Below are 24981 nucleotides of genomic sequence, written 5' to 3'. Positions count from 1 at the left end.
GGGCCTCCCTCCCCATTCTATCCATGCCCTCTGCCACCCCCGCGTCTGATCGTTGGATCGTCCTCAAGTTCGGCGGCACCTCCGTGTCGCGTCGCCACCGCTGGAACACGATCGGCAAACTGGCGAAACAGCGGGCGGACGAACAGGGCGCGCGCGTGCTGGTCGTGGTGTCGGCATTGTCCGGCGTCACTAACGAGCTGACCGCCATCGCCGACGGCGCGGCCGACAGCGCCGAACGCGTGGCCAAACTGGAACAGCGCCATCGCGAATTCCTCTCGGAACTCGAGCTGGACGCCGATGCCGTGCTAGGCGACCGCCTGGCCGCGCTGCGCAACCTGCTGACCGATGCCCGTGCCGCGAGCCGCACGCTGGACTGGCAGGCGGAGGTGCTGGGGCAGGGCGAACTGCTGTCGTCCACGCTGGGTGTCGCCTACCTGCGCGCGCAGGGCCTGGACTTCGGCTGGGTGGACGCACGGCACTGGCTGCAGGCCAACTTCCTGCCCAACCAGAGCCCGTGGGCGCAGCGCCTGTCGGTGTCGTGCAATACCGCGCCGGACCAGGACTGGCGGCGCGCCTTCGCCGGCCAGGCGAATCGCATGCTGCTGACGCAGGGCTTCATCTCGCGCCATGCCGATGGCGGCACGGCCATCCTGGGCCGTGGCGGCTCGGACACATCGGCGGCGTACTTCGGCGCCCTGCTCGGTGCGCAACGCGTGGAGATCTGGACCGACGTGCCCGGCATGTTCAGCGCCAATCCGCGCGAAGTGCCCGATGCGCGCCTGCTGACGCGACTGGATTACTACGAAGCGCAGGAAATCGCGACCACCGGCGCCAAGGTGCTGCACCCGCGCTCGATCAAGCCCTGCCGCGACGCCGGCGTGGCCATGGCCATCCTGGACACCGAACGTCCCGAGTTGCCGGGCACGACCATCGACGGCAATGCCGTCACCGTGCCGGGCGTGAAGGCGGTCAGCCGCCGCAACGGCATCGTGCTGGTGTCGATGGAAGGCATCGGCATGTGGCAGCAGGTCGGCTTCCTGGCCGACGTGTTTGCGCGGTTCAAGAAGCATGGCCTGTCGGTGGATCTGATCGGTTCGTCGGAGACCAACGTCACCGTGTCGCTGGATCCCAGCGAAAACCTGGTCAATACCGACGTGCTGGCCGCGCTGTCGGCCGACCTGGCGGAGATCTGCCGGGTGAAGGTGATCGCCCCGTGCACCGCCATCACCCTGGTCGGCCGCGGCATGCGTTCGCTGCTGCACAAGCTGTCGGACGTGTGGGCGATGTTCGGCCGCGAACGCGTGCACCTGATCTCGCAGTCGTCGAACGACCTCAACCTGACCTTCGTCATCGACGAGGCCGATGCCGACGGCATGCTGCCGCTGCTGCACGAGGCGCTGATCGACAGCGGCGCGATGCCGGCTGAGGAGACCAGTGTGTTCGGCCCCAGCTGGCGCGAGATCAACGGCGCCGTGCGCCAGCGCGGGGAGCGCTGGTGGGCCGGTCCGGCGGCGCGCGAACGGCTGCTGTCCCTCGCGCAGGGCGACACGCCGCGCTACGTCTACAACCTCGACGTCGTCCGTGCCCGCGCCCGTGCGCTGGCCGCGATCACCGCGGTAGACCACCGCTTCTTCGCCATCAAGGCCAATTCGCACCCCGCCATCCTCCGCGTTCTGGTGGAAGAGGGCTTCGGCCTGGAGTGCGTGTCGCGCGGCGAACTGGAGCGCGTGTTCGAGGTGGCGCCGTCGCTGCCGATGGAGCGCGTGCTGTTCACGCCGAGCTTCGCGCCGCGGGCCGAGTACGCGTTCGCGCTGGAACGCGGCATCAACGTCACGCTGGACAATGTCGAAGCGCTGCAGCAGTGGCCGGACTTGTTCCGTGGTCGCCGGCTGTGGCTGCGCGTGGACCTGGGGCGTGGCGATGGCCACCACGACAAGGTCAAGACCGGCGGCAAGAGTTCCAAGTTCGGCCTGCCGCTGGTCAAGCTGGACGAATTCCTGGCAGCCGCACGCGCGCTTGATGCGCGCATCGTCGGCCTGCATGCCCATCTGGGCAGCGGCGTGGACAGCCCGCAGCACTGGAACCAGATCGCCGACGAACTCGGTGGGCTGGCCGACCAGATCGGCTCCATCGAGACCATCGACATCGGCGGCGGCCTGCCGATTCCGTATGCCGATGGCGACGAGCCGTTCGACCTGGCGGCGTGGGGCGAGGGCCTGGCCGCGATCAAGGCCGCGTACCCGGGCTACCAGCTGGTGATCGAACCGGGTCGTTATCTCGTGGCCGAGTCCGGCGTGCTGCTGGCGCAGGTGACCCAGGTGGTCGAGAAGCTCGGCATCCGCCGCGTCGGCAGCGATGCCGGCATGCACACGCTGATCCGCCCGGCGCTCTATGACGCGTGGCACGACGTGGCCAACCTGTCGCGACTCGACGACACGGCGCAGGCGCCGTTCGACGTGGTGGGCCCGATTTGCGAATCGAGCGACATCTTCGGCAAACGCCGCAAGCTGTCGTCGGCGACGGCGGAAGGCGATGTGCTGCTGTTCTCCGATGCCGGCGCCTACGGCTACGTGATGGCCAGCCACTACAACCTGCGCGGTTTGCCGGCGGAGGATGTGATCGATGGGGTGTCCGGCGATGTCGCCGCGCACTGAGTTCGTCCTGTCCAGCCTGCTGACCGCCGCGTTGCTGAGCATCGCGGTGGTGGTGCTGATGGATGCCGATCGCCGCGCGCCGGGGGTCGCCGAGTTCATGACCGCGGTGCGGTTCGCGCCCGCGGCGTTGCTGGCGGTCGGGCTGGGCGCCTGGTTCGTCACACGGTGGCAGGCGCGTGCGCAGCGCGCGGGCCGGCGCTGGAAGGCGGGTGGCATGACCTTGCGCCTGCTGCTGGTGGTGCTGCTGCTGTTTCCGCTGTCGCTGGCTGCCTGGGCGGTGATCGCTATCGCGATCGACGCGTTGGCCGCCAGCCGGCCTGGCGGATCTGGCGAGGCCCTGGCCTGGTTGCCGGTCCTGGTCTTCTACGGTTCGCTGATCGCGACGCTGTTCGGCGCCGCGCCGTTGTTCGCTATCGAATACTTCGCCTGCCGCCGCTACCTGCGCCGACGGGCCGCACTTTCCCCGGATCACGCATGACGACTTTCGACAAATCCAGCATCCGCACCTTCCGCTTCGTCCGTTGTTCCTTCGAGGCGGAGACGGGTGTCGCGCGGTTGGTGTACGCCTTCGACGACGGTCCGGAGCTGACCGAAACCGTGACCATCCCGGGCGCACCGTTCGCGCTGGACGCCACCCGCGCGCAGGCCGTCGAGCACGCCGTGCGGCTGCTGCACCTGATCACCGGCGTCAGTTACTACAAGGCGGCGGTGCCGAACGAGATCCGCATCGACGGCTACGCGATCGACGCGGCCACCGCCGTGCTGATGGAACAGGTCTACGTGCATGGGCTGGGCGAGTTCGCCTATCGCAACGGCCTGAGCCTGCATGGCCGCGTGCGGTTCCCGGTAGGTGCGCCGGCGCAGGCTGCGGCACCTGCCGCGGGCCTGCAGGAACATGCGCTGGTCGCCATCGGCGGCGGCAAGGATTCGCTGGTCAGCATCGAAGCCCTGCGTGGCGCCGGCATCGACCAGACGGTCACCTGGATCGGCGGCTCTCAGCTGATCGCGGCCTGTGCCGCACGCACCGGCCTGCCCACGCTCAACATCGGTCGCGCGCTGGCGCCGGAGCTGTTCGAGTACAACCGCCAGGGTGCGTGGAACGGCCATATCCCGGTCACCGCGATCAACTCGGCGATCATGGTGCTGGCCGCGCTGCTGCACGGCGTGGACCAGGTGGTGTTCTCGAACGAGCGTTCGGCCAGCTACGGCAGCATGATCCCCGGCACCGGCGAGGTGAACCACCAGTGGTCGAAGGGCTGGGCCTTCGAGCAGGCGTTCGGCGAGTACGTGCAGTCGCACGTCGCCGCCGACCTGCACTACTACTCGTTGCTGCGCCCGCTGTCGGAGCTGGCCGTGGCGCGGCAGTTCGCGCGTACCGACCATTACGACGCCCATTTCTCCAGCTGCAACCGCAACTTCCACCTCCTGGGCGAGCGCCCGACCAACCGCTGGTGCGGCGTGTGCCCGAAGTGCCACTTCGTATTCCTCGCGCTGGCGCCGTTCATGCCGAAGCCACGACTGGTCGGCATCTTCGGCCGCAACCTGCTGGATGACGTGAACCAGGCGGGTGGCTTCGACGCGCTGCTCGAGTACCAGGACCACAAGCCGTTCGAGTGCGTCGGCGAAGGCCAGGAGTCGCGCGCGGCGATGGCGACGCTCGGCGATCGGCCGGAATGGCGCGAGGACGCCATCGTCGCGCGCTTCAACCGCGAGATCCGCCCGCAGCTCGATGCCGCCCAACTGGCGGTGGCGCCCCTGCTCGAGATCGGCGGCGAGCACCGCATCCCTGCCGCGCTGTGGGAGCGCCTGCGTGCGAATTTCGCAGCTTGAGGGCAGGCGGGTCGCGCTGTGGGGCTGGGGCCGGGAGGGCCGCGCCGCGCACCGTGCGATCCGTTCCCGCCTGCCGGCGCTGCCGCTGACGCTGTTCTGCAGCGACGCGGAGGCGGTGGATGCCGCCGCGCTCGGCGACGCGCATCTTGCCATCGAGACGCAGCCCACGGCTGAGGGGCTGTCGGCCTTCGAGGTCGTCGTCAAGTCGCCGGGCATCAGTCCCAACGCACCCGCCGCGCAGTCGGCCGCGGCGGCGGGCACGCGCTTCATTGGCGGCACCGGCCTGTGGTTCGCCGAGCATGCGGGCGCCGATGGCATCGTCCCGCACGCGTTCTGCGTCACGGGCACCAAGGGCAAGAGCACGACGACGTCGCTGCTGGCGCATCTGTTGCGCGCCTCGGGTCGGCGCACCGCGCTGGTGGGCAACATCGGCGTGCCGCTGCTGGAGGTGCTGGATCCGCAGCCGGCACCGGAGGCGTGGGCCATAGAATTGTCGAGCTACCAGACCGGCGATGTCGCGGCCAGCGGCGCACATCCGGATGTGGCGGTGGTGCTGAACCTGTTCCCCGAGCATCTGGACTGGCACGGCAGCGAAGCGCGCTACATCGAGGACAAGCTGAAGCTCGTCACCGGGGCGCATCCGCGCGTTGCCGTGCTGAATGCGGCGGATCCGCGTCTTGCGGCCCTGTCACTGCCGGGCAGCGATGTCCGCTGGTTCAATCGCGCCGATGGCTGGCACCTGCGCGAGGACGACCTGTATCGCGGCGACGTGTTCGTCATGGCGACCCGGCCGCTGCCACTGCCGGGTCGCCATAACCGCAGCAACCTGTGCGCGGTCCTGACCGCGTTGGAAGCGGCCGGCATGGACGCGTTGCCGCTGGCCGCGCATGCGGCATCGTTCCGCCCGCTGCCGAACCGGCTGCAGGCGATGGGTACACGCGACGGCATCACCTGGGTCAACGACTCGATCAGCACCACCCCGCATGCGACGCTGGCCGCGCTGGACTGTTTTGCGGGCCGGCGCATCGCCCTGCTGGTCGGCGGCCATGATCGTGGCGTGGACTGGTCCGATTTCGCCGCCCACATGCGCGACGGTGCGCCTGCCGCGATCGTCACGATGGGGGCCAACGGTCCGCGTATCCATGCCCTGCTCGCGCCCGTGGCGCAGGAGGCCGGTTTCACGCTGATCGCCGCCGACACGTTGCCGGAAGCGGTCGCCGCCGCGCGGACCGCGCTGGGAGAGGAGGGCGTGGTGCTGCTGTCGCCTGGCGCACCCAGCTTCGGCCAGTACAAGGACTACGTGGCACGGGGCCGGCATTTCGCGGAGCTGGCCGGCTTCGATGCGGACGCGATCACCGCGATCCCCGGCCTCGGCATCGCCTGAGCGCACGCGTGAATCCATTCGTGGAAGGCCGGCGTAGACTGGTCCGTCCCCCCCACGAGGAACCCGCCATGCGCTATCGCCTGCTGCTGTCTGCTGTGTTCGCGGTTCTCTGGTCGCCGGCCCTGCAGGCCGCACCGGTCGCCAAGCCCGTGGAATGGAAGATCGGCGCCGACACGTTCGCCGGCGTTCTCGTCTACGAAGACGCCGTGAAACATCCACGCCCCGGCCTGGTGATGGTGCCCAACTGGAAGGGCGTGAACCCATCCGCGATCGACAAGGCGCGCCAGGTTGCCGGTGACGACTACGTGGTGCTGGTCGCCGACGTCTATGGCAAGGGCATCCGCCCGAAGACGGATGCCGAGGCGGGCCCGGTGGCCACCGCGATGCGCGCGGATCGCCCGACGCTGCGTGCGCGCGTGCAGAAAGCGGTCGCGGTGCTGAAGCAGCAGCCCACCACGCTGGTCGACGTGAATCGCATCGGCGCCTTCGGCTACTGCTTCGGCGGCAGCACGGTGCTGGAACTGGTCCGCGCCGGCGATGCACTGGCCGGTGTGGTCAGCCTGCACGGGGGATTGGCGACCGACCTGCCCGCGGCGAGCGCGGTGAAGACGCCGGTGCTGGTGCTCAACGGGGGAGACGATGCGTACGTCTCGGCGGCCGAGATCACCGCGTTCCAGGACGAGATGCGCAAGGCCGGCGCCGACTGGCAGTTCGTGAACTTCAGTGGCGCGGCGCACTGCTTCGCCGAGTCCGACGCGCAGAGTCCGCCCGGATGCTTCTACCACGAACGCTCGGCCAAGCGTGCCTACCGGATGATGGCGGACTTCTTCGGCGACGTGTTCGCCAAGTGATGTCTCACGCGGGTCAGTGCCCGCGCTCCAACGCGTAGCGCGCCAGGCCGCGCAGGGCGGCCAGCGCATCGGAGTCGGGCAGGCCATCGAGGGCCTGTTCGGCCAGCGTGGCGTAGTGATGCGCGCGTTCGCGGCTGTACTCCAGCCCGCCGGTCGCGCGGATCGCCGCCAGTACCTCGGGCATCGCGGCGGCATCGCCTTCCTGCACGATGGTGCGCAGGCGATCCGCGATGGCCGCATCGGAATGACGGATCGCGTGGATCAGCGGCAACGTGGCCTTGCCTTCGGCCAGGTCGTCGCCCAGGTTCTTGCCCAGCGCCTCGGCGTCCGCCGTGTAGTCGAGCACGTCATCGGCGATCTGGAAGGCGTAGCCCAATGCCATGCCGTAGTCGTAGAGCCTGCGCTGCGTATCCGCGTCCGCGCCGGAGGCCATCACACCCAACTGCGTACCGGCGGCGAACAGCACCGCCGTCTTGCGCTCGATCACGCGCAGGTAGGCGGCTTCGTCGGTATCGGGATTGTGGACGTGCAGCAGTTGCAGTACTTCGCCCTCGGCGATGCGGTTGGTGGTGTCGGCCAGCAGGCGCATCACGTCCATGCGGTCCAGTTCCACCATCAACTGGAAGCTGCGCGAATACAGGAAGTCGCCGACCAGCACGCTGGGCGCGTTGCCCCACAGCGCATTGGCCGTGCTGCGGCCGCGGCGCAGGTCGGATTCGTCCACCACGTCGTCGTGGAGCAGGGTGGAGGTGTGGATGAACTCGATGATCGCCGCCAGTTGATGGTGGCCAGGCGTCGTCGGGCCGCAGGCCTGGCCGGCCAGCACCACCAGCATGGGTCGCAGGCGCTTGCCCCCCGCGGAGATGATGTGGTCGGCGATCTGGTTGATCAGCACCACGTCCGAGGCCAGCCGGGCCCGGATCAGGGCGTCGACGGCGGCCATGTCGGCCTGGGCCAGCGACTGGACGGCGGGCAGGGCCAGGGCGGAGCGGGGGGGATCGACGACAGGCATGGGGGAATGATTCGGGAAGTCGCTGAATTATAAGCGTTACATGGTGGCGAATTCCTACGCGCACGCGCGGTGGCGGCCGACGGCGGAGAGCCGGGCGGGTATACTCCACTGGTCTTTGCCCGCGCTTGGCGGGCATCCCTGAACGGATATCGATATGGCCCGCGGCATCAACAAAGTCATCCTGGTCGGCAACCTCGGCAACGACCCCGAAACCCGCTATACCCAGGGCGGCATGGCGATCACCCGGATCAGCCTGGCCACCACCAGCGTGCGCAAGGACAAGGACGGCAACCAGCAGGAGCGCACCGAATGGCACCGCGTGGTGTTCTTCGGCAAGCTCGGCGAGATCGCCGGCGAGTACCTGCGCAAGGGCAGCTCGGTGTACGTCGAAGGCTCGATCCGCTACGACAAGTACACCGGCCAGGACGGGCAGGAGAAGTATTCCACCGACATCATCGCCGACGAGATGCAGATGCTCGGCGGCCGCGGCGAAGGCAGCGGTGGTGGTGGCGGCATGGGAGGCGACCGTCCGGCCCGTGCCTCTCGCCAGGACTACGGCAACCAGGGCGGCGGTGGCCAGCGTCGTTCCGCGCCGGCACCGGCGTCGCAGCCGGCGCCGATGGATGATTTCGCGGATGACGATATTCCGTTCTGAGCGACGCGATGCCTCATCGACGCATTCGCGACAGCACTTCCATCTGATTTCAAGGAGCAGTACATGCCGACGTGGCTTGTTACCGGTGGCGCGGGATTTATTGGCGGAAACTTCGTCCTGCGCGCGGTTGCCCAGGGCGTCAAGGTCGTCAACCTGGATGCGCTGACCTACGCAGGTAATCTGGATACGCTCGCGTCGGTGCAGGACAGCCCGTTGCACGTGTTCGTTCAGGGCGACATCGGCGACCGCGATCTGGTCGCGAAGCTGCTCGCCGAGCACCGGCCCGATGCGGTAGTGAACTTCGCCGCTGAGAGCCATGTCGATCGTTCGATTGACGGCCCAGGCGCCTTCATCCAGACGAACGTGGTGGGCACGCTCGGCCTGCTGGAGGCGACCCGCGACTACTGGAAGGTATTGGACGGCGAGCGCCGAGAGCAGTTCCGCTTCCTGCACGTGTCCACGGACGAGGTCTACGGCTCGCTGGGCGATACCGGCAAGTTCACGGAAACGACGCCGTACGCGCCCAATTCTCCTTATTCGGCATCCAAGGCCGCGTCAGACCACCTGGTCCGCGCCTTCCATCACACCTACGGCCTGCCGGTGCTCACGACCAACTGCTCCAACAACTACGGACCGTATCATTTCCCCGAGAAACTGATCCCGCTGATCATCGCGCGAGCCTTGGCCGGCGAGCCGCTGCCCGTCTACGGCGACGGCAGGAACGTGCGCGACTGGCTGTTCGTGGGTGATCACTGCAGTGCGATCCGTCGAGTGCTGGAGAAGGGCAGAGCCGGCGAGACGTACAACGTCGGTGGCAATGCAGAAAAGCAGAACATCGAGGTGGTCCATACCATCTGCGCACTGCTCGACGCGCGCGTACCGCGTACCGATGGCAAACCACGGAGCAGCCAGATCACCTTCGTTGCCGACCGGCCCGGGCATGATCGCCGTTATGCGATCGACGCGTCCAAGTTGCGCGAGGAACTCGGCTGGGAACCCGAATACACCTTCGAGCAGGGCATCGAGGAAACCGTCGACTGGTATCTCTCCAACCAGGCGTGGGTGAAGCGCGTGCTGGATGGCAGTTACCGGCTCGAGCGCATCGGTACGGCGGCGTAAGGGGGCAGAAGGCATGACGACACGCAAGGGCATCATTCTCGCCGGCGGCTCCGGCACCCGCCTGTACCCGCTGACGCAGGCCATCAGCAAGCAGTTGTTGCCTGTCTACGACAAGCCGATGATCTACTACCCGCTCAGCGTGCTGATGCTGGCGGGTATCCGTGAGGTGCTGGTGATCAACACGCCGCACGAGCAAGCGCTTTTCAAGGCGCTGTTGGGCGACGGATCTCAGTGGGGGATGGACATCCAGTATGCGGTGCAGCCGAGTCCGGATGGTCTGGCACAGGCGTACCTGATTGGTCGTGATTTCGTTGCCGGAAAGCCGAGCTGCCTCGTGCTCGGCGACAACATCTTCTACGGACATGGTTTCACCGAGATGCTGAGGCAGGCGGACGCGCGGAATGACGGCGCGACTGTATTCGGCTATTGGGTGAACGATCCGGAGCGATACGGCGTTGCCGAGTTCGACAAGGACGGACGTGTCATCGGCATTGAGGAGAAGCCGGTCGCGCCGCGCTCGAATTACGCTGTTACCGGGCTCTACTTCTATGATGGGCAGGCGAGCGACTATGCAGCTTCGTTGAAGCCTTCGCCTCGCGGTGAGCTGGAGATCACCGATCTCAACCGGCTTTACCTCGAAGCCGGCAATCTGCATCTCCAGCCGCTGGGCCGCGGCCATGCCTGGCTCGATACGGGTACGCATCAGTCGCTGCTTGAAGCCTCGAATTTCATCGAAACCATCGAGGCGCGGCAGGGCCTGCGGGTCTGCTGCCCCGAGGAGATCGCCTTCGGCAATGGCTGGATCGATGCGGCCCAGGTGGAGAAGCTGGCGGCTCCGCTGGCCAAGAATGGATACGGCCAATATCTGCTGTCCCTGGTCGCACGGGGTGTGGTGCGATGAAGGTGGTTGAAACCGGTCTGCCGGGCTGCGTCGTCATCGAGCCCGCGGTGTTCGGCGACGAGCGCGGCTTCTTCTTCGAAACCTGGAATGCCGAACGTTTCGGCGAGCGTGGACTGCCGACCACGTTCGTCCAGAGCAACGTATCGTCGTCGTCCCGCGGCGTGCTGCGCGGGCTGCACTACCAGTGGCCGAATCCGCAGGGCAAGCTGGTCAGCGTGCTGGAAGGCGAGGTCTACGACGTGGCGGTCGATATCCGTCGTGGTTCGCCAACGTTCGGGCAGTGGGAAGCGGTGATGCTGAGCGCCGAGAACAAGCGCCAGTTCTGGATCCCGGAAGGCTTCGCGCATGGCTTTGCCGTCGTGTCCGAACGCGCCGTTTTCAGCTACCTGTGCACGGCCGTGTACGACAGGGTGGCGGATGCGGGGGTGCGCTGGGACGACCCTGCGATCGGCGTCGACTGGCCGATCAGCGAGCCTCAGTTGTCTGCGAAGGATGAGGCCGCCCCGTTGCTTGCCGACATCCCGCCGGAGCGACTGCCCACGTTCGCCGCGCCATGACCATCCTGCTGCTGGGCGCGAACGGGCAGGTGGGCCATGAGTTGAGGCGCAGCCTGGGGCCGCTGGGCGACATCGTGGCGACGACGCGATCCGGCGAGCTGCCGGAAGGCGTGCGCTGCGAGGTCGCGGACTTCGACCGCCCCGACACGCTCGCGGACCTGGTCCGGCGTGTCGCACCCGTGGCGGTCGTCAACGCCGCTGCGTATACGGCGGTGGACAAGGCCGAGGACGACGAAGCGGCGGCGTTCCGTGCCAATGCGGAGGCGCCGGGCGTGTTGGCACGCACCTGTGCCGAGCGAGGCATTCCGTTCGTCCACTACTCGACCGACTACGTGTTCGATGGTCGGGGTTCGCGTCCTTACCGCGAAGACGATGCGACGGCGCCACTGGGCGTCTACGGTGCCAGCAAGCTCGCCGGCGAGCAGGCGGTCCGCGAGGCCGGCGGCGACCACCTCATCCTGCGGACCGCATGGGTCTACGGTTCGCACGGCCACAACTTCCTGCGCACCATGCTGCGGCTGGGTGCCGAACGCGATGAGCTGAGGGTGGTCGCAGATCAGACGGGGACACCGACACCGGCCTACCTGATCGCCGATACGACGGCGCGGCTTCTCGCGTTGCCTGAGCCGGCACGGGGCACCCTGCACCTGACAGCTGCCGGCGGCACCACGTGGCACGGCTTTGCCGAGGCCATCATCACTGGCGCCCACGCGCGGGGCCTGTTGGCGCGCAAGCCACGCGTGTCGCCGATTGCGACGGCCGACTTCCCGACACGCGCGCAGCGGCCTGCGTATTCCCGCATGGAAGTCGCCAGGCTCGAGTCCGTGCTGGGCGGGCCGATGCCCGGGTGGCAGGCGGGGCTGGATCACGTCCTGGATTACATGGTGCCGCGATAGCATTCACCCCAAGAGACGCCTGCGCTCGGCGTCTGATTGCGCCGTCCCGGGCCTGCCGTTATCGTCTGCCGCATTAGGGACGGTTCAAAGGGGAAGGAAGATGTTCAAGGGAATTCTGGCCGCTCTGGCGGTCGGTTCGGCGTTGTGCTCGCAACTGGCCATGGCACAGGTGGACGTCCAGCGGTTCATCCGCAAGGACAAGTTCGAGAGCATCAAGATTTCGCCCGGTGGGGACTATCTGGCGGCGACGGTGCCGCTGGAGGACCGCACTGTGCTGGCGATAATGCGACGGGCGGACAATACTTTGACCGGCACGTTCGCGCTGGACAAGAACTCGCATGTATCGGGATTCTGGTGGGTGAATCCGGAGCGCGTGGTCGTGTCGATCGCGGAGAAGTTCGGCCAGCTCGACCAGCCGCAGGGCACCGGCGAACTGTTCGCGGTCGATGCCGACGGCGGCAAGGCCACGGTCCTGGTGGGCTTCCGCATCGGCACGCAGCAGGTGGGAAGCAACATCCAGCAGAAGAAGGCGGAACAGGTGCATGCCTTCCTCGTCGATACGCTGCCGGCGGACGACAAGGGCGTGATCGTGTCGATCTGGCCGTGGAGCGAAGATCCGTTCACCCGGGCCGAGCGGCTGGATGTCTACACCGGTCGCCGCACGCCGATCGCGCGTGCGCCGGTCCGCAATGCGGACTTCACCACCGACAATCAGGGGCAGGTCCGCTTCGCGCATGGCGCCGGCGCCGACAATGCGCGCAAGCTCTACTACCGCGACGGCAAGGGAAGCGACTGGCAGCTCATCAACGACGAGGCCGTCAGCAAGCGGGTCGAGCATCCGCTGGGATTCAACCGGGACCAGACCATCGCCTACCTGCAGGTCGAGCAGGCGTCGGGGCCGGATGCGGTCGTGGCCTGGAACATCGCGACGGGCGAGCGCAAGGACGTGCTGCGCAATCCGAATGTCGATCCGGACGACATCGTGTATTCGCAGGACAGCGACATGGTGCCGGTGGGTGTCGTGTTCGCCGATGGCAAGCCCTCGGTACGCTTCTTTTCCGATGATGTCCCCGAGGCGAGGCTCTACCGCAGCCTGGAGGCCGCGTTCCCCGGCGAAACGGTCGAGGTCACCTCGCGCACGGCCGATGGCAAGCTCGCGCTGGTGCAGGTCAGCTCGGACCGCAATCCCGGCGATTTCTATCTCTTCAACGTCGAGGCGAAGAAGCTGGACTACGCACTGAGCCGGCGGGACTGGCTGGATCCGGACGCCATGGGCGCGACGCAGCCGGTCAGGCTGAGCGCCCGCGACGGTCGCGATCTGCACGGGTTCCTGACCCTGCCCAAGGGAGCATCCGGCAAGCAGATGCCGACGATCGTGCTGCCTCATGGCGGCCCGTTCGGCATCCGCGATTACTGGGGTTTCGATCCGGGGACGCAGTTGCTGGCCAGTGCCGGCTACGCCGTGCTGCAGGTGAACTTCCGCGGCTCCGGCGGCTATGGCCGTGACTTCCAGTCGGCGGGCGCTCGCCAGTGGGGTCTGTCCATGCAGGACGACGTGACCGATGCGACGCGCTGGGCCATCCAGCAGGGCATCGCCGATCCTCGCCGCATCTGCATCTACGGCGCGAGTTACGGCGCGTACGCATCGCTGACGGGCGTGGCGAGGGAGCCGGATCTCTATCGCTGTGCGGCGGGTTACGTGGGCGTCTACGACCTGCCGATGATGCATACGCGCGGCGACATCCAGCGTCGCGGTTCCGGCGAGACCTATCTCAACGAATGGATCGGTCCACGCAATGCGCTGGCCAGCGTGTCGCCGGTCAACATGGCCGACCGCATCAAGGTGCCGGTCTTCCTGGCCGCCGGTGGCGAAGACGAGCGCGCACCGGTCGAGCACACCGAGCTGATGGAACGTCGCTTGAAGGCCGCCGGCGTGCCGGTGGAGACGCTCTACAAGAAGACCGAAGGCCACGGTTTCTACAAGCCGGAAAACCAGCAGGAGTACTACACCAGGCTGCTCGCGTTCTTCAGCAAGCATCTCGGCGGCGCGACGGCGAAGTAGACCCGCCGATGGACTGGCTGCGAGCAACGGCGCCTCTGGGCGCCGTTGCCTTTTCATCAGCCGCGCATCATCCGCCTGAGCAGCGGCGAGACCAGCAACGCCACGGCACCGCAGCCCAGGCCGATCCACATCATCAGCCAGAACAGGTCGGCGTAGCCGGCAGCGGCCTGCGCCAGATCCCACGTCTCGCCCTGCGGAACATCCAGCGCGGCCAGCTTGCCGAATTGGGCCGCGAGGGTTTCCGAGAAGGCGGTGGCGAGCAGCCACATGCCCATCATCAGGCCCACCACCCGCGGCACCGACAGCTCGGTGACCGCAGCCAGGCTGACCGGTGCCAGGCACATCTCGCCGATCTCCAGCAGCAGGTAGGCCAGCACCAGCCACCACACGCTGGCCATCGCACCGGTCTCGCCGACCTGTTGCGCGGCAAGCGCCAGCGGCACGAACGACAGGCCACCGAACACCAGGCCCAGCGCGCCCTTCAGCGGTTTGGACGGGTCGCGTCCGTAGCGCCCCAGCGTCACCCACAGCCACGCGAAGACCGGCGCCAGCACCACCAGGAACAACGCGCCGAGGTAGGTGAGGGAGCCGGCCGTCTGTGGCAGCACGATGGAGTCGCGCAGGACCAGCAGCACCATGACCGCTGCGGTCGTCAGGAACAGCACGCGCGGCAGCGAAGTTCCGGGGCGACGTTCGCCCGCCCTCACCGCCAGGACGAACGCGACCGGCATGGCCAGCAGGCCCCAGGTCGACCACGGCGCCGTACCGACGAACAGGCCCATGTTCGACGCCAGGCTGTCCGACCACACCAGCACGCCCGGCGCATGCACCAGCGACGGGAACAGGTCCTTGGTCAGCAAACGGTCCGTGAACATGACCCACGAACCGTAGGTTTGCTCGTACAGGGTGAAGAACACCAGGCACATGAAGACCATCGCCATCAGCGCCAGCATCTGGCGTCGCTGCGGCGCCGTGCACTGCGTGGTCACGAACCAGCCGAACCAGCCCAGCACCAGCAGCAACACCACCAGCATCAGGACCAGCGCCAGCGACAGTTCACCGCCCAGCGCGAACGCGCCGTTGGCGGCGGCCCACATCAGCCATGCCAGCGGCAACACGCCCGCCATCGCGCCCAGATAGATCAGCCACTCCCTCGGCACGCCAAGCACCGGCGCGCGAAGCGCGGTCGCAGAGGGCGGTTCCGCGTGCCCCTGCAGGTAGCGCTGGCCCCACAGGAACATCGCCAGCCCCAGCAGCATGCCGATGCCGGCCGCGCCGAAACCATACTTCCAGCCCAGCGTTTCGCCCAGGTAGCCGCACACCAGCGACGCCAGCAGCGCACCGAGGTTGATGCCGGCGTAGAACAGGCTGAAGCCGCCATCGCGGCGTGGATCGCCCGCCGGATACAGGCGGCCGACGATGCCGGTGATGTTCGGCTTGAGGAAGCCCACGCCCATGACGATCAGCGCCAGCGACAGGTACATGGTGCGCAGCGCCCCGTCGTCGCGCGTCACCACGCCGCCCTCCGAGACAGCGGCCACGCCCTCCAGCGCCATGCCGGCGTGGCCGGCGATCAGCAGCAGTCCGCCGAACACCACCGCCTTGCGCATGCCCAGCCAGCGGTCCGCGAGCAGTCCGCCGATCACGGGGATGCAGTAGACCAGACCGCCGTAGGCGCCGATCAGGTCGTAGCCGGCGCCGTCGGCGAACAGGTGGTACTTGGTCAGGTAGAGCAGCAGCAGCGCCTTCATCCCGTAGAACGAAAAGCGCTCCCACATCTCGGTGAAGAAGCAGACGTAGACGCCCTTGGGGTGGCCGAGGAAGTCATCGCGGCCGGTGGCCGCAGCGGCGGGGTGGCTCAAGCAGCGCTCCGGCATCGGAAAACCGCACGAGTATAGGCGGCGGGCGCGGCGACGCGGCTGGACTTGCCGAACGGCGGACGCTAGCGTGTCCGGCTTCTGCCATTCGGGAACGCGTCATGAGCTCGCCGGGGACCCCGCAACTTAGCTTCCGCGCCGTCGTGCTGGCCATCGTGCTGGCCGTGGTGCTCTCTGCCGCCAACGCCTATCTGGGCCTGTTCGCTGGCCTGACCGTGGCCACCGCCATCCCGGCGGCCGTTGTCTCGATGGGCGTGCTGCGCCTGCTGGGCGGCGGCACGATCCTGGAGAACAACATCGTGCAGACCGGCGCCTCCGCCGGTTCGTCGATCGCGGCGGGCGTGATCTTCACCATCCCGGCGCTGATCATCCTGGGCTACTGGCAGGACTTCCAGTATTCGTGGGTGCTGGCCATCGCCGGCCTCGGCGGCCTGCTGGGCGTGCTGTTCTCGGTGCCGCTGCGCCGCTCGATGATTGTCGAAGAGCCGCTGCCGTTTCCCGAGGGCAAGGCCGCGGCCGAAGTGTTGAAGGCTGGTGAGAATCCCGGTCCCGGCCTGAAGATCCTCGCTTTCTCCGCTGCCATCGGTGCCGTGCTGAAGGTCGCCGCGCACAGCGGCATGCGCCTGATCCCGGACACGGCGGCGGGCGCCGGCTTCTTCGGCAAGTATCTCGGCTACCTGGGCACCAACCTGTCGCCGGCGCTGCTCGGCGTGGGCTACATCGTCGGCCTGAACATCGGCATCGTGGTGCTGTCCGGCAGCATCCTCTCGTGGCACATCGCCATTCCGCTGTACCACATGTTCTTCATGGGCACCGATCCGGCGCTGGCGCAGAGCATCGCGGGCGCGGGTGCGGAGGATATCGCCGGTGCCATCTGGTCGGCCAAGATCCGCTACCTGGGCGTGGGCGCCATGCTGATCGGTGGCGTGTGGACGCTGTTCTCGCTGCGCAAGTCGCTGCTGTCCGGCGTCAAGAGCGGCATCGCCGCCGCGCGTGCCAGCTCCGGTGGCGCCGAGGTGGCGGAGACCGATCGCGACCTGCCGATGAAGTGGATGCTGGTGGCACTGGTGGTGTTCGTGCTGCCGCTGCTGCTGCTGTACCAGGCCATCGTCGGCATGTGGCACGTCAGCATCCCGATGGCGATCATCATGATCGTCGCCGGCTTCCTGTTCGTTTCCGTGTCCGCGTATCTCGCGGGCCTGGTCGGGTCGTCCAACAATCCGGTATCGGGCATCACCATCGCCACCATCCTGTTCGCGTCCGTCGTGCTGCTGTTGCTGCTCGGCGAAAGCGGCCGCATGGCGGTCGGTGCCGGCGGCGCGCCGCTGGGCGCGGTGGCCGCGATCATGATCGGCGCGGTCGTGTGCTGTGCGGCGGCCGTGGGCGGCGACAACCTGCAGGACCTCAAGGCGGGCTACATCGTCGGCGCCACGCCGTGGAAGCAGCAGCTGATGCTCGGCATCGGCGCGTTCTCCTGCGCGCTGATCATGGCGCCGGTGCTGAACATCCTGTCCGAGGCCTACGGCATCGGTACACCGACGGCCGAACACCCGAATCCGCTGTCCGCGCCGCAGGCCACGCTGATGGCCTCGGTCGCCAAGGGCCTGTTCGGCGGCGAACTGCCGTGGGGCATCATCGGCATCGGCGCGGTGATCGGCGCGATCATCATCGCCATCGACGAAATGCTGAAAGCGAAGGGCAGCAGCTTCCGCGTGCCCGTGCTGGCCGCGGCCATCGGCATCTACCTGCCGCTGGAACTGATGGTGCCGATCTTCCTCGGCGGCCTACTGGCCTACCTGGTCGAGAAGCGCCACGGCATGGTCGGCACGAAGGACGAGGCCGCGCGCGATCGCCTGCACCGTCCGGGCACGCTGTTCGCCGCCGGCCTGATCACCGGCGAGGCGCTGATGGGCATCGCCGTGGGCGTGGCCATCTATGCCACCAAGGACCGCGACGTGCTGGTGCTGCCGGAGGCCTTCCAGCAGGGCGAGATCGTCGGCCTGGTGGTGCTGGCGATCGTCGGCTGGCTGCTCTACCGCACCGGCGCCAAGTCGAAGGCGCTGGGCGACGTCGAAGCCGGCCCCAGGTGAACCGCACACGGCGCAAAGGCGTGACCTGACGCCTTTGCGCCGCGGCGCGCTTAGCGCCTACCATCGGGGTTTCCCTGTTGCCGGAGCCCCGGATGAACCTCAGATCCGCCCTGTTGCCCCTCTGCCTGCTGGCGGCGTTGCCGTCGCTGGCCGCCGCCCGCGGCCTGGACGTGCGCGACCTGCAAAAGCTGGACCGCGTCTCGTCGCCGACCCTGTCGCCGGATGGCAGCACCGTCGTGTTCGCCAAGCGGATCGTCGACGCCGACGTGGTGAAGGCCAGCAGCAGCCTGTGGATCCGCAACCTGCTGACCCGCGACCTGGCGCCGCCGAAACGGCTGACCCCGGAAGGCTGGAGCGTCAACTCGCCCGCGTTCTCGCCGGATGGCAAGACCGTCTATTTCCTCAGCGCCAAGTCCGGCACGCAGCAGCTGTACGCGCTGCCGGTGGCCGGCGGTGCGCCGCGCCAGCTGACCGACTTCGCGCTGGACATCGCCAGCTACAAGCTGTCGCCGGACGGCACGCGCGTGCTGTTCAGCACCGACACCTTCGCCGACTGCAAGGCGGGCTCCAATCAGGATGTTTTTGCCTGCACGAAGAAGAAGCTGGACGACACGGCGGCGCGCAAGACGTCCGGCGTGGTCTACGACGGCCTGTTCGTGCGCCACTGGGACACGTGGGCCGATGGCCGTCGCAGCCGCCTGTTCGTCGCCGCGCTGCCGGAAGGCAAGGCGAAGCCGGTCGCGACGGCGACCTCGCTGACCGACAGCCTGGACGGTGACGCGCCGTCCAAGCCGTTCGGTGGCGCTGACGAATACGCGTGGTCGCCGGACGGCGCGTCGGTCGTCGCCGCGATCCGCGTGGCCGGCAAGGGCGAGGCGTGGTCGACCAACTTCGACCTGTACAGGCTCGCCGCCGACGGCAGCAGCGCACCGCTCAACCTGACGGCATCGAATCCTGCCTGGGACACCGGCCCGGTGTTCAGCGCCGACGGCAAGACGCTGTACTACCGCGCGATGAAGCGCCCGGGTTTCGAGGCCGACCGTTTCGGCCTGATGGCGATGGACCTGGACAACGGAAAGGTCCGCGAGATCGCACCGGAATGGGATCGCAGTGCCGACAGCATCGTGCTTTCGGACGACGGCGAAAGGATCTACACCACCGCCCAGGACACGGGCGAGCATCCGTTGTTCTCGGTGGATATCCAGAGCGGCCAGGTGCGCAAGATCGTCGGGGACGGTAGCGTGTCGGCGTTCGACATGGCCGGCAGGACGCTGGTGCTGTCGCGCAATACGTTGAAGTCCGGCGACGTGATCTACGCCACCAGCGACGATGTCGGCGCCACCCTGCGCGCCATCACGCCCAGCGCCGGCGAGGTGCTGACGGACGTGTCGTTCGGCGACTTCGAGCAGTTCACCTTTACCGGCTGGAACAACGAGACCGTGCATGGCTATGTGGTCAAGCCGCACGACTATGTGGAAGGCCAGAAGTATCCGGTCGCGTTCCTGATCCACGGCGGCCCGCAGGGCAGCTTCGGCAACGGCTGGAGCTACCGCTGGAATCCGCAGACGTACGCCGGCCAGGGCTACGCGGTGGTGATGATCGACTTCCACGGCTCCACCGGCTACGGCCAGGCCTTCACCGACGCGATCAGCCAGCACTGGGGCGACCGTCCGCTGGAAGACCTGCAGAAGGGCTGGGCGGCAGCGCAGCAGAAGTACACGTTCCTCGACGGCGACAAGGCCTGTGCGCTGGGCGCCAGCTACGGCGGCTACATGGTCAACTGGATCGCCGGCAACTGGAACGAGCCGTGGAAGTGCCTGGTCAACCACGACGGCGTGTTCGACACCCGCTCGATGGGCTACGTCACCGAGGAGCTGTGGTTCACCGAATGGGAGAACGGCGGCACGCCGTTCGACAAGCCGCAGAACTACGAAAAGTTCAATCCGGTCAACCATGTCGCCAAGTGGCGCGTGCCGATGCTGGTGGTGCAGGGCGAGAAGGATTACCGCGTGCCGGTGGACCAGGGCCTGTCCACGTTCACCGCGCTGCAGCGCAAGGGTATCGAGTCGAAGCTGCTGTACTTCCCCGACGAGAACCACTGGGTGCTGAAGCCGCAGAACAGCATCCTGTGGCACGACACCGTCAACGCCTGGCTGAAGCAGCACATCGGCCGCTGAGCGTCGTGCGATGGCCGGCCGTGCGCCGGCCATCGTCGTTTCCGAAGTCCGCTGGGAGTCCCGACCGATGGCGATCGAAGCCACCGCACCATCCACCGCGCTGATCCAGAACGACGCCGTCGTGATGGGCCTGCTCGCCGCCACGCTGGCGTTCGTGTTCTGGGGCGCCTCGCGCCCGGCCGGCGCCTGGAAGAAGTTCTATGCCGTCGTGCCGGCGCTGCTGATGTGCTACCTGCTGCCGGCGATCTACAACAGTTTCGGCCTGATCGACGGCAATGCGTCCGGACTGTACGCGATGGCGCGCGACTACATGCTGCCCAGCTCGCTGGCGCTGTTCTGCATCGCTATTGATCTCGTCGCGATACTGCGGCTGGGCCCCAAGGCGATCATCATGTTCCTGACCGGTACGGCAGGCGTGATGCTCGGCGCCCTCGTGTCGTTCGTCGCACTGGGCATCATCCATCCGGAGACCGTGGCCGGCGATACCTGGAGCGGCATGGCCACGCTCGCGGGCAGCTGGATCGGCGGTGGCGCCAACCAGGCCGCGATGAAGGAAGTCTTCGCCGTCGATTCCACGCTGTTCGGGCAGTTCGTCGCGGTGGACATCCTGGTCGCCAACGTCTGGATGGCGTTCCTGCTGTTCCTGATCCCGCGCGCGGCGAAGATCGACCGCTGGATGGGGGCCGATACCCGGGTCATCGACGACCTGCGCCAGCGCATGGAGAACTACCACGCGCAGCACGCACGCAATCCCACGCTGACCGACCTGATGATCATCCTGGGCATCGGCCTAGGCACCACGGGCCTGGCGCACTTCCTCGCCACGCCACTGGTCGAGTGGATCAGGACGTTGCCGGCGGAATGGAGGCTGGAAGAGTTCAGCCTGACCTCCACGTTCTTCTGGATGGTGGTGATCGCCACCACGGTCGGCCTGCTGCTCAGCTTCACGCGCGCGCGGCAGATGGAGGGCGCCGGGGCCTCGAAGGTCGGTACCGCGATGCTGTACGTGCTGATCGCCACCATCGGCATGCACATGGACCTGAAGGCACTGGTCGACAAGCCGTGGCTGTTCCTGCTGGGCGCGATCTGGATCGTCACGCACGGCCTGCTGCTCTTCATCGTGGCCAAGCTGATCAAGGCGCCGTTGTTCTTCGCCGCGGTGGGATCGCAGGCCAACATCGGCGCGGCGGCATCGGCTCCGGTGGTCGCCAGCGCATTCCATCCCTCGCTGGCGCCGGTGGCGGTGCTGCTGGCGGTGTTCGGTTATGCCCTGGGAACGTACTGCGCGTACATCACCGGGATCCTGCTGCGCGGCATGGCGGGGTAGGGCTGACGGAAATGCTGTAGGAGCGACGTGAGTCGCGACCGGAAACATCAACGTCGCGACTCACGTCGCTCCTACAGGAATCAAAAAAGGCGAAGCCGACGGCTTCGCCCTTTTCCGTTCCGCATTCCCTGAGCGCTCAACAGCAGCGGAATCCGCTCCTGCCCCCGAACCGGGCCTCCTGCCGTTCCCGGAAGAACGTTTTGTAGTCCATCGGTTCGCGGTCGGGATGGTTCTCCAGCACATGCCGGACGTAGTTGTCGTAGTCCGGCACGCCGCAGCACAGCCGGGCCGTCTGCACCAGCCTCCGCCACACGCGCTTGTGCGTGGCGAAGTGGGAGAGCGGGACGAGGGCGGTACCCATGGCTTACAGCCAGACCTTCTGCTGTTCGTCGCTCAGCGCCACGTACGGCGTCTCGCGATCGGTCCTCACGCTGCTGGCGCGTGCCTTGGCGATCGCGCGTACGGCATAGAACAGCACGCTGAACACCACGAACAGGAACAGCACCGTCAGCGCGGTGTTGACGTAGCTGTTGACCACCACCTGGTGCATCTGGCCCATGCTCTTGGCGGCGCCGAGCAGCTGGCCGTCGGCGATGGCGGCCTGGTACTTCTTCGCCTGCGCCACGAAACCCACGGCGGGATTGCCGTCGAAGATCTTGATCAGCCCCGCATAGGTCGTGCAGATCAGCAGCCACACGGCCGGCACGATGGTGACCCATGCGTAGCGGTCGCGCTTCATCTTGAACAGCACCACCGTGCACAGCATCAGCGCGATGCCGGCCAGCATCTGGTTGGCGATGCCGAACAGCGGCCACAACGTATTGATGCCGCCTAACGGATCCACCACTCCCTGGTACAGGAAGTAGCCCCACAGCGCGACGCAGCCGGCGGTGCCGATGACGTTCGCGCCCCAGGAATCCGTCTTGCGCAGCGGGGGGATGAAGTTGCCCAGCAGGTCCTGCAGCATGAAGCGGCCTGCGCGCGTGCCCGCATCCACCGCGGTCAGGATGAACAGCGCCTCGAATAGGATGGCGAAGTGGTACCAGAACGCCATCATCGCGTCGCCGCCGGGCAGGGCATCGTGCAGGATCACCGCGATGCCCACGGCCAGCGTCGGTGCGCCGCCGGCGCGCGAGATGATGGTGTGCTCGCCGATCTGCTGCGCCTTCAGCTCGAGCGCCTCCGGCGTGATCACGAAGCCCATGTTGCTGACCGCCGCGGCCGCGCTCTGCACGTCGGTACCGAGGACGGCGGCGGGGCTGTTCATCGCGAAGTAGATGCCCGGGTCCAGGATCGACGCGGCCACCAGCGCCATGATCGCCACGAAGGATTCCATCAGCATGCCGCCGTAGCCGATGTAACGGGTGTGCATCTCGTTGGCCAGCAGCTTGGGCGTGGTGCCCGAGCTGATCAGCGCATGGAAGCCCGACACCGCGCCGCAGGCGATGGTGATGAACAGGAACGGGAACAGTCCGCCTTTCCAGACCGGTCCGTCGCCGCTGGCGGCGAACTCGGTGAACGCCGGCATCTTCAGCGAGGTCACTTCCGGGCTGGCGATGACGATGCCGATGGCCAGCGCGACGATCACGCCGATCTTCAGGAAGGTCGACAGGTAGTCGCGCGGCGCCAGCAGCAGCCATACGGGCAGCACGGCGGCGACGAAGCCGTAGCCGATCAGCATCCAGGTGATCTGGGTGCCGGTGAAGGTGAAGGCCGGGCCCCAGGTCGGATGCGCGCCAACCTTGCCGCCGAACCAGATGGCGAGCAGCAGCAGGACGATGCCGACCACCGAGATCTCGCCGATCCTGCCGGGCCGGATGTAACGCATGTAGACGCCCATGAAGATCGCGATGGGCATGGTGGCGATCACCGTGAACATGCCCCACGGGCTTTCGGCCAGCGCCTTCACCACGATCATCGCCAGCACCGCCAGGATGATGATCATGATCTGGAAGGCGCCGAACAGCGCGATGGTGCCGGCCACCTGACCCATTTCCTCGCGGACCAGGTCGCCGAGGGAGCGGCCGTTGCGGCGACTGGAGATGAACAGGACCATGAAATCCTGCACCGCACCGGCCAGCACCACGCCGGTGATCAGCCACAGCATGCCGGGCAGGTAGCCCATCTGCGCGGCGAGCACCGGGCCGACCAGCGGGCCGGCGCCGGCAATGGCGGCGAAGTGGTGGCCGAACAGCACGTGCTTGTTGGTGGGCACGTAGTCCAGGCCGTCGTTGTTCAGGTGCGCCGGCGTGGCCCGGGTGGGGTCCAGGCCCATCACGTTCTTCGCGATGTACAGGCTGTAGTAGCGGTAGGCGACCAGGTAGATGGACACCGCCGCCACCACGATCCACAGCGCGCTGATCTGCTCGCCCTGGCGCAGAGCCACCACACCCAGGCACGCCGCACCGAGCAGCGCGAGCGCGGCCCAGCCGATCTTGGAAAAACCATTCATTCGGACACCCTCCGGCAAGTCGCCACAAGGGTCCCCCCATGCGCGGGGCCGGTCAATCCGTAACGCCGGATTCGGCCTTCGACTTTGGTCGCAGTCCGGGGTTGCAGGGACTCAGAGCCAGCGCGAGCGCTTGAAGAGGCGATACAGCCCGAAACAGGCCAGTGCCACGCCGGCGATGAGGACGGGGTAGGCGAAACGGCCGCCCAGTTCCGGCATGTGCTTGAAGTTCATGCCGTACCAGCTGGTGATCAGGGTCGGAGCTGCCAGCAGCGCGGCCCAGGCACCCAGCCGCTTGACGATCTCGCCCTGCGCCAGCGTCACCAGCGACAGGTTCACGCTGAGCGCGGTGGTCAGCATCTCGCGCAGGGTGTCGGTGTATTCGTTGACGCGCAGTACATGGTCCTGCACGTCGCGGAAGTAGAGCCGCACTTCTTCCGGGATCAGCGCGCTCTGCGAACGGGTCAACTGCGCCAGCACATCCTGCAGCGGCGCGACCGCCAGCCGCATCTGGGTCAGTTCGCGCTTCAGCTCGTACAGTTTCACCACGGTCACCCGTCGATAGGTGTCCGAGAAGATGTCCTTTTCCAGTGTGTCCAGCGTCTGCTTGAACTGGTCGATGATCGGCCGGTAGTTGTCGACCACGTAGTCGAGCACCGCATACAGGCCGTAGGAGGGACCGAGCGCCAGCAGCTCCGGTTCGCGCTGCACGCGCTCGCGCACCGGTGCGTACGACAGCGACGCGCCGTGGCGCACCGTCACCAGGTAGCGCGGGCCGAGGAAAGCATGCGTCTCGCCGAACCGGATGCGGTCGTCGACCACCTGAGCGGTATGCACCGCGACGAACAGCGAGTTGCCGTAGGCCTCCAGCTTGGGTCGCTGGTGTGCGTTCTGCGCGTCCTCCACGGCCAGGTCGTGCAGGCAGAACTCCTCCTGCAGCTTCTCCAGGATCGTATCGGCCGGCTCGTACAGCCCCACCCAGATGAAACTGCCGTCGTCGACGGCGAGGACATCGCTGATCTCGTCCAGGCCGATGTCGCGCCGCTTGCCGCCCTGGTCGTAGACCACGCAGTTGATGACGCACTGGGGCAGGGCGGGCTTCGTGTCGGAGTTCGCGAGGTCGTTCATGGCGGGGATCGT

At 67.3% G+C, this 24981-nt stretch carries 19 protein-coding genes; 14 read left to right on the top strand and 5 right to left on the bottom strand.

Annotated features, from left to right (window positions below; genetic code table 11):
- Nucleotides 1-23 precede the first annotated feature (23 nt).
- From VGN58_RS12620 to VGN58_RS12600, 5 genes are all read left to right on the top strand, one after another.
- On the top strand, nt 24-2654 hold the full coding sequence (locus tag VGN58_RS12620) for a bifunctional aspartate kinase/diaminopimelate decarboxylase (RefSeq protein WP_327483552.1): 2631 nt from the start codon (nt 24-26) through the stop codon (nt 2652-2654).
- A complete protein-coding gene (locus tag VGN58_RS12615; protein WP_327483551.1) occupies nt 2638-3132 on the top strand; it encodes a hypothetical protein in 495 nt (164 codons plus the stop codon). The genes VGN58_RS12620 and VGN58_RS12615 overlap by 17 nt, the downstream gene beginning before the upstream one ends.
- Nucleotides 3129-4484 carry a UDP-N-acetyl-alpha-D-muramoyl-L-alanyl-L-glutamate epimerase gene (gene murL, locus VGN58_RS12610; protein ID WP_327483550.1) on the top strand — a complete coding sequence of 452 codons (1356 nt, stop codon included), beginning with the start codon at nt 3129-3131 and terminating at the stop codon, nt 4482-4484. The genes VGN58_RS12615 and murL overlap by 4 nt, the downstream gene beginning before the upstream one ends.
- On the top strand, nt 4465-5868 hold the full coding sequence (gene murD / locus VGN58_RS12605; RefSeq protein ID WP_327483549.1) for a UDP-N-acetylmuramoyl-L-alanine--D-glutamate ligase: 1404 nt from the start codon (nt 4465-4467) through the stop codon (nt 5866-5868). Before murL ends, murD begins: the two co-directional genes overlap by 20 nt.
- Before the next feature lie 68 nt (nt 5869-5936).
- A complete protein-coding gene (locus tag VGN58_RS12600) occupies nt 5937-6719 on the top strand; it encodes a dienelactone hydrolase family protein (RefSeq protein ID WP_327483548.1) in 783 nt (260 codons plus the stop codon).
- 13 nt (nt 6720-6732) lie between these two features.
- On the opposite strand, the gene VGN58_RS12595 is transcribed toward VGN58_RS12600, so the two are convergent.
- The gene (locus tag VGN58_RS12595; RefSeq protein ID WP_327483547.1) at nt 6733-7731 is read right to left on the bottom strand and encodes a polyprenyl synthetase family protein; all 999 of its coding nucleotides are present in this window, start codon (nt 7729-7731) and stop codon (nt 6733-6735) included.
- 154 nt (nt 7732-7885) lie between these two features.
- Between VGN58_RS12595 and ssb the strand changes: the two genes are divergently transcribed.
- The 6 genes from ssb to VGN58_RS12565 all read left to right on the top strand — a co-directional run bounded on the left by ssb (nt 7886) and on the right by VGN58_RS12565 (nt 13921).
- The gene (gene ssb, locus VGN58_RS12590) at nt 7886-8386 is read left to right on the top strand and encodes a single-stranded DNA-binding protein (protein ID WP_327483546.1); all 501 of its coding nucleotides are present in this window, start codon (nt 7886-7888) and stop codon (nt 8384-8386) included.
- 63 nt (nt 8387-8449) lie between these two features.
- Nucleotides 8450-9505 (top strand): dTDP-glucose 4,6-dehydratase, encoded by a 1056-nt coding sequence (gene rfbB, locus VGN58_RS12585; protein ID WP_327483545.1) that lies wholly within the window; start codon nt 8450-8452, stop codon nt 9503-9505.
- A gap of 13 nt (nt 9506-9518) precedes the next feature.
- Nucleotides 9519-10406 carry a glucose-1-phosphate thymidylyltransferase RfbA gene (rfbA, locus tag VGN58_RS12580; RefSeq protein ID WP_327483544.1) on the top strand — a complete coding sequence of 296 codons (888 nt, stop codon included), beginning with the start codon at nt 9519-9521 and terminating at the stop codon, nt 10404-10406.
- Nucleotides 10403-10963: a dTDP-4-dehydrorhamnose 3,5-epimerase gene (gene rfbC, locus VGN58_RS12575; protein ID WP_327483543.1), complete on the top strand. Its 561-nt coding sequence runs from the start codon at nt 10403-10405 to the stop codon at nt 10961-10963. Before rfbA ends, rfbC begins: the two co-directional genes overlap by 4 nt.
- A complete protein-coding gene (gene rfbD, locus VGN58_RS12570) occupies nt 10960-11859 on the top strand; it encodes a dTDP-4-dehydrorhamnose reductase (RefSeq protein ID WP_327483542.1) in 900 nt (299 codons plus the stop codon). Before rfbC ends, rfbD begins: the two co-directional genes overlap by 4 nt.
- A gap of 100 nt (nt 11860-11959) precedes the next feature.
- Nucleotides 11960-13921 (top strand): S9 family peptidase, encoded by a 1962-nt coding sequence (locus tag VGN58_RS12565; protein WP_327483541.1) that lies wholly within the window; start codon nt 11960-11962, stop codon nt 13919-13921.
- Between the two features lie 56 nt (nt 13922-13977).
- On the opposite strand, the gene VGN58_RS12560 is transcribed toward VGN58_RS12565, so the two are convergent.
- The gene (locus VGN58_RS12560) at nt 13978-15783 is read right to left on the bottom strand and encodes an oligopeptide:H+ symporter (RefSeq protein WP_327483540.1); all 1806 of its coding nucleotides are present in this window, start codon (nt 15781-15783) and stop codon (nt 13978-13980) included.
- 116 nt (nt 15784-15899) lie between these two features.
- Here VGN58_RS12560 and VGN58_RS12555 point away from each other — a divergent pair, with 116 nt between their 5' ends.
- From VGN58_RS12555 to VGN58_RS12545, 3 genes are all read left to right on the top strand, one after another.
- Entirely contained in the window at nt 15900-17888 is a 1989-nt protein-coding gene (locus tag VGN58_RS12555) for an OPT family oligopeptide transporter (protein ID WP_327483539.1), read from the top strand.
- Between the two features lie 92 nt (nt 17889-17980).
- Complete coding sequence (locus tag VGN58_RS12550) at nt 17981-20065, top strand: S9 family peptidase (protein WP_327483538.1); 2085 nt, start codon at nt 17981-17983, stop codon at nt 20063-20065.
- A 67-nt stretch (nt 20066-20132) separates the two neighbouring features.
- Complete coding sequence (locus tag VGN58_RS12545; protein ID WP_327483537.1) at nt 20133-21392, top strand: DUF819 domain-containing protein; 1260 nt, start codon at nt 20133-20135, stop codon at nt 21390-21392.
- A gap of 136 nt (nt 21393-21528) precedes the next feature.
- On the opposite strand, the gene VGN58_RS12540 is transcribed toward VGN58_RS12545, so the two are convergent.
- From VGN58_RS12540 to corA, 3 genes are all read right to left on the bottom strand, one after another.
- Complete coding sequence (locus VGN58_RS12540; RefSeq protein ID WP_327483536.1) at nt 21529-21753, bottom strand: YbdD/YjiX family protein; 225 nt, start codon at nt 21751-21753, stop codon at nt 21529-21531.
- A 3-nt stretch (nt 21754-21756) separates the two neighbouring features.
- Nucleotides 21757-23844, bottom strand: a complete 2088-nt coding sequence (locus VGN58_RS12535) for a carbon starvation CstA family protein (protein ID WP_327483535.1) — start codon at nt 23842-23844, stop codon at nt 21757-21759.
- Between the two features lie 111 nt (nt 23845-23955).
- Nucleotides 23956-24969, bottom strand: a complete 1014-nt coding sequence (corA, locus tag VGN58_RS12530; RefSeq protein ID WP_327483534.1) for a magnesium/cobalt transporter CorA — start codon at nt 24967-24969, stop codon at nt 23956-23958.
- Nucleotides 24970-24981 lie beyond the last annotated feature (12 nt).

This window comes from Pseudoxanthomonas sp. (assembly GCF_035999195.1).
Lineage (GTDB): Bacteria > Pseudomonadota > Gammaproteobacteria > Xanthomonadales > Xanthomonadaceae > Pseudoxanthomonas_A.
This window is presented reverse-complemented; position numbering and strand designations above follow the sequence as displayed.

Coding starts and splice junctions, on each gene's coding strand:
- rfbB (WP_327483545.1), top strand. CDS start 8,450: ATGCCGACGTGGCTTGTTACCGGTGGCGCGGGATTTATTGGCGGAAAC.
- murL (WP_327483550.1), top strand. CDS start 3,129: ATGACGACTTTCGACAAATCCAGCATCCGCACCTTCCGCTTCGTCCGT.
- VGN58_RS12555 (WP_327483539.1), top strand. CDS start 15,900: ATGAGCTCGCCGGGGACCCCGCAACTTAGCTTCCGCGCCGTCGTGCTG.
- VGN58_RS12565 (WP_327483541.1), top strand. CDS start 11,960: ATGTTCAAGGGAATTCTGGCCGCTCTGGCGGTCGGTTCGGCGTTGTGC.
- ssb (WP_327483546.1), top strand. CDS start 7,886: ATGGCCCGCGGCATCAACAAAGTCATCCTGGTCGGCAACCTCGGCAAC.
- VGN58_RS12540 (WP_327483536.1), bottom strand. CDS start 21,753: ATGGGTACCGCCCTCGTCCCGCTCTCCCACTTCGCCACGCACAAGCGC.
- VGN58_RS12615 (WP_327483551.1), top strand. CDS start 2,638: ATGTCGCCGCGCACTGAGTTCGTCCTGTCCAGCCTGCTGACCGCCGCG.
- VGN58_RS12600 (WP_327483548.1), top strand. CDS start 5,937: ATGCGCTATCGCCTGCTGCTGTCTGCTGTGTTCGCGGTTCTCTGGTCG.
- corA (WP_327483534.1), bottom strand. CDS start 24,969: ATGAACGACCTCGCGAACTCCGACACGAAGCCCGCCCTGCCCCAGTGC.
- rfbC (WP_327483543.1), top strand. CDS start 10,403: ATGAAGGTGGTTGAAACCGGTCTGCCGGGCTGCGTCGTCATCGAGCCC.
- VGN58_RS12535 (WP_327483535.1), bottom strand. CDS start 23,844: ATGAATGGTTTTTCCAAGATCGGCTGGGCCGCGCTCGCGCTGCTCGGT.
- VGN58_RS12550 (WP_327483538.1), top strand. CDS start 17,981: ATGAACCTCAGATCCGCCCTGTTGCCCCTCTGCCTGCTGGCGGCGTTG.
- VGN58_RS12545 (WP_327483537.1), top strand. CDS start 20,133: ATGGCGATCGAAGCCACCGCACCATCCACCGCGCTGATCCAGAACGAC.
- VGN58_RS12595 (WP_327483547.1), bottom strand. CDS start 7,731: ATGCCTGTCGTCGATCCCCCCCGCTCCGCCCTGGCCCTGCCCGCCGTC.
- rfbA (WP_327483544.1), top strand. CDS start 9,519: ATGACGACACGCAAGGGCATCATTCTCGCCGGCGGCTCCGGCACCCGC.
- VGN58_RS12620 (WP_327483552.1), top strand. CDS start 24: ATGCCCTCTGCCACCCCCGCGTCTGATCGTTGGATCGTCCTCAAGTTC.
- rfbD (WP_327483542.1), top strand. CDS start 10,960: ATGACCATCCTGCTGCTGGGCGCGAACGGGCAGGTGGGCCATGAGTTG.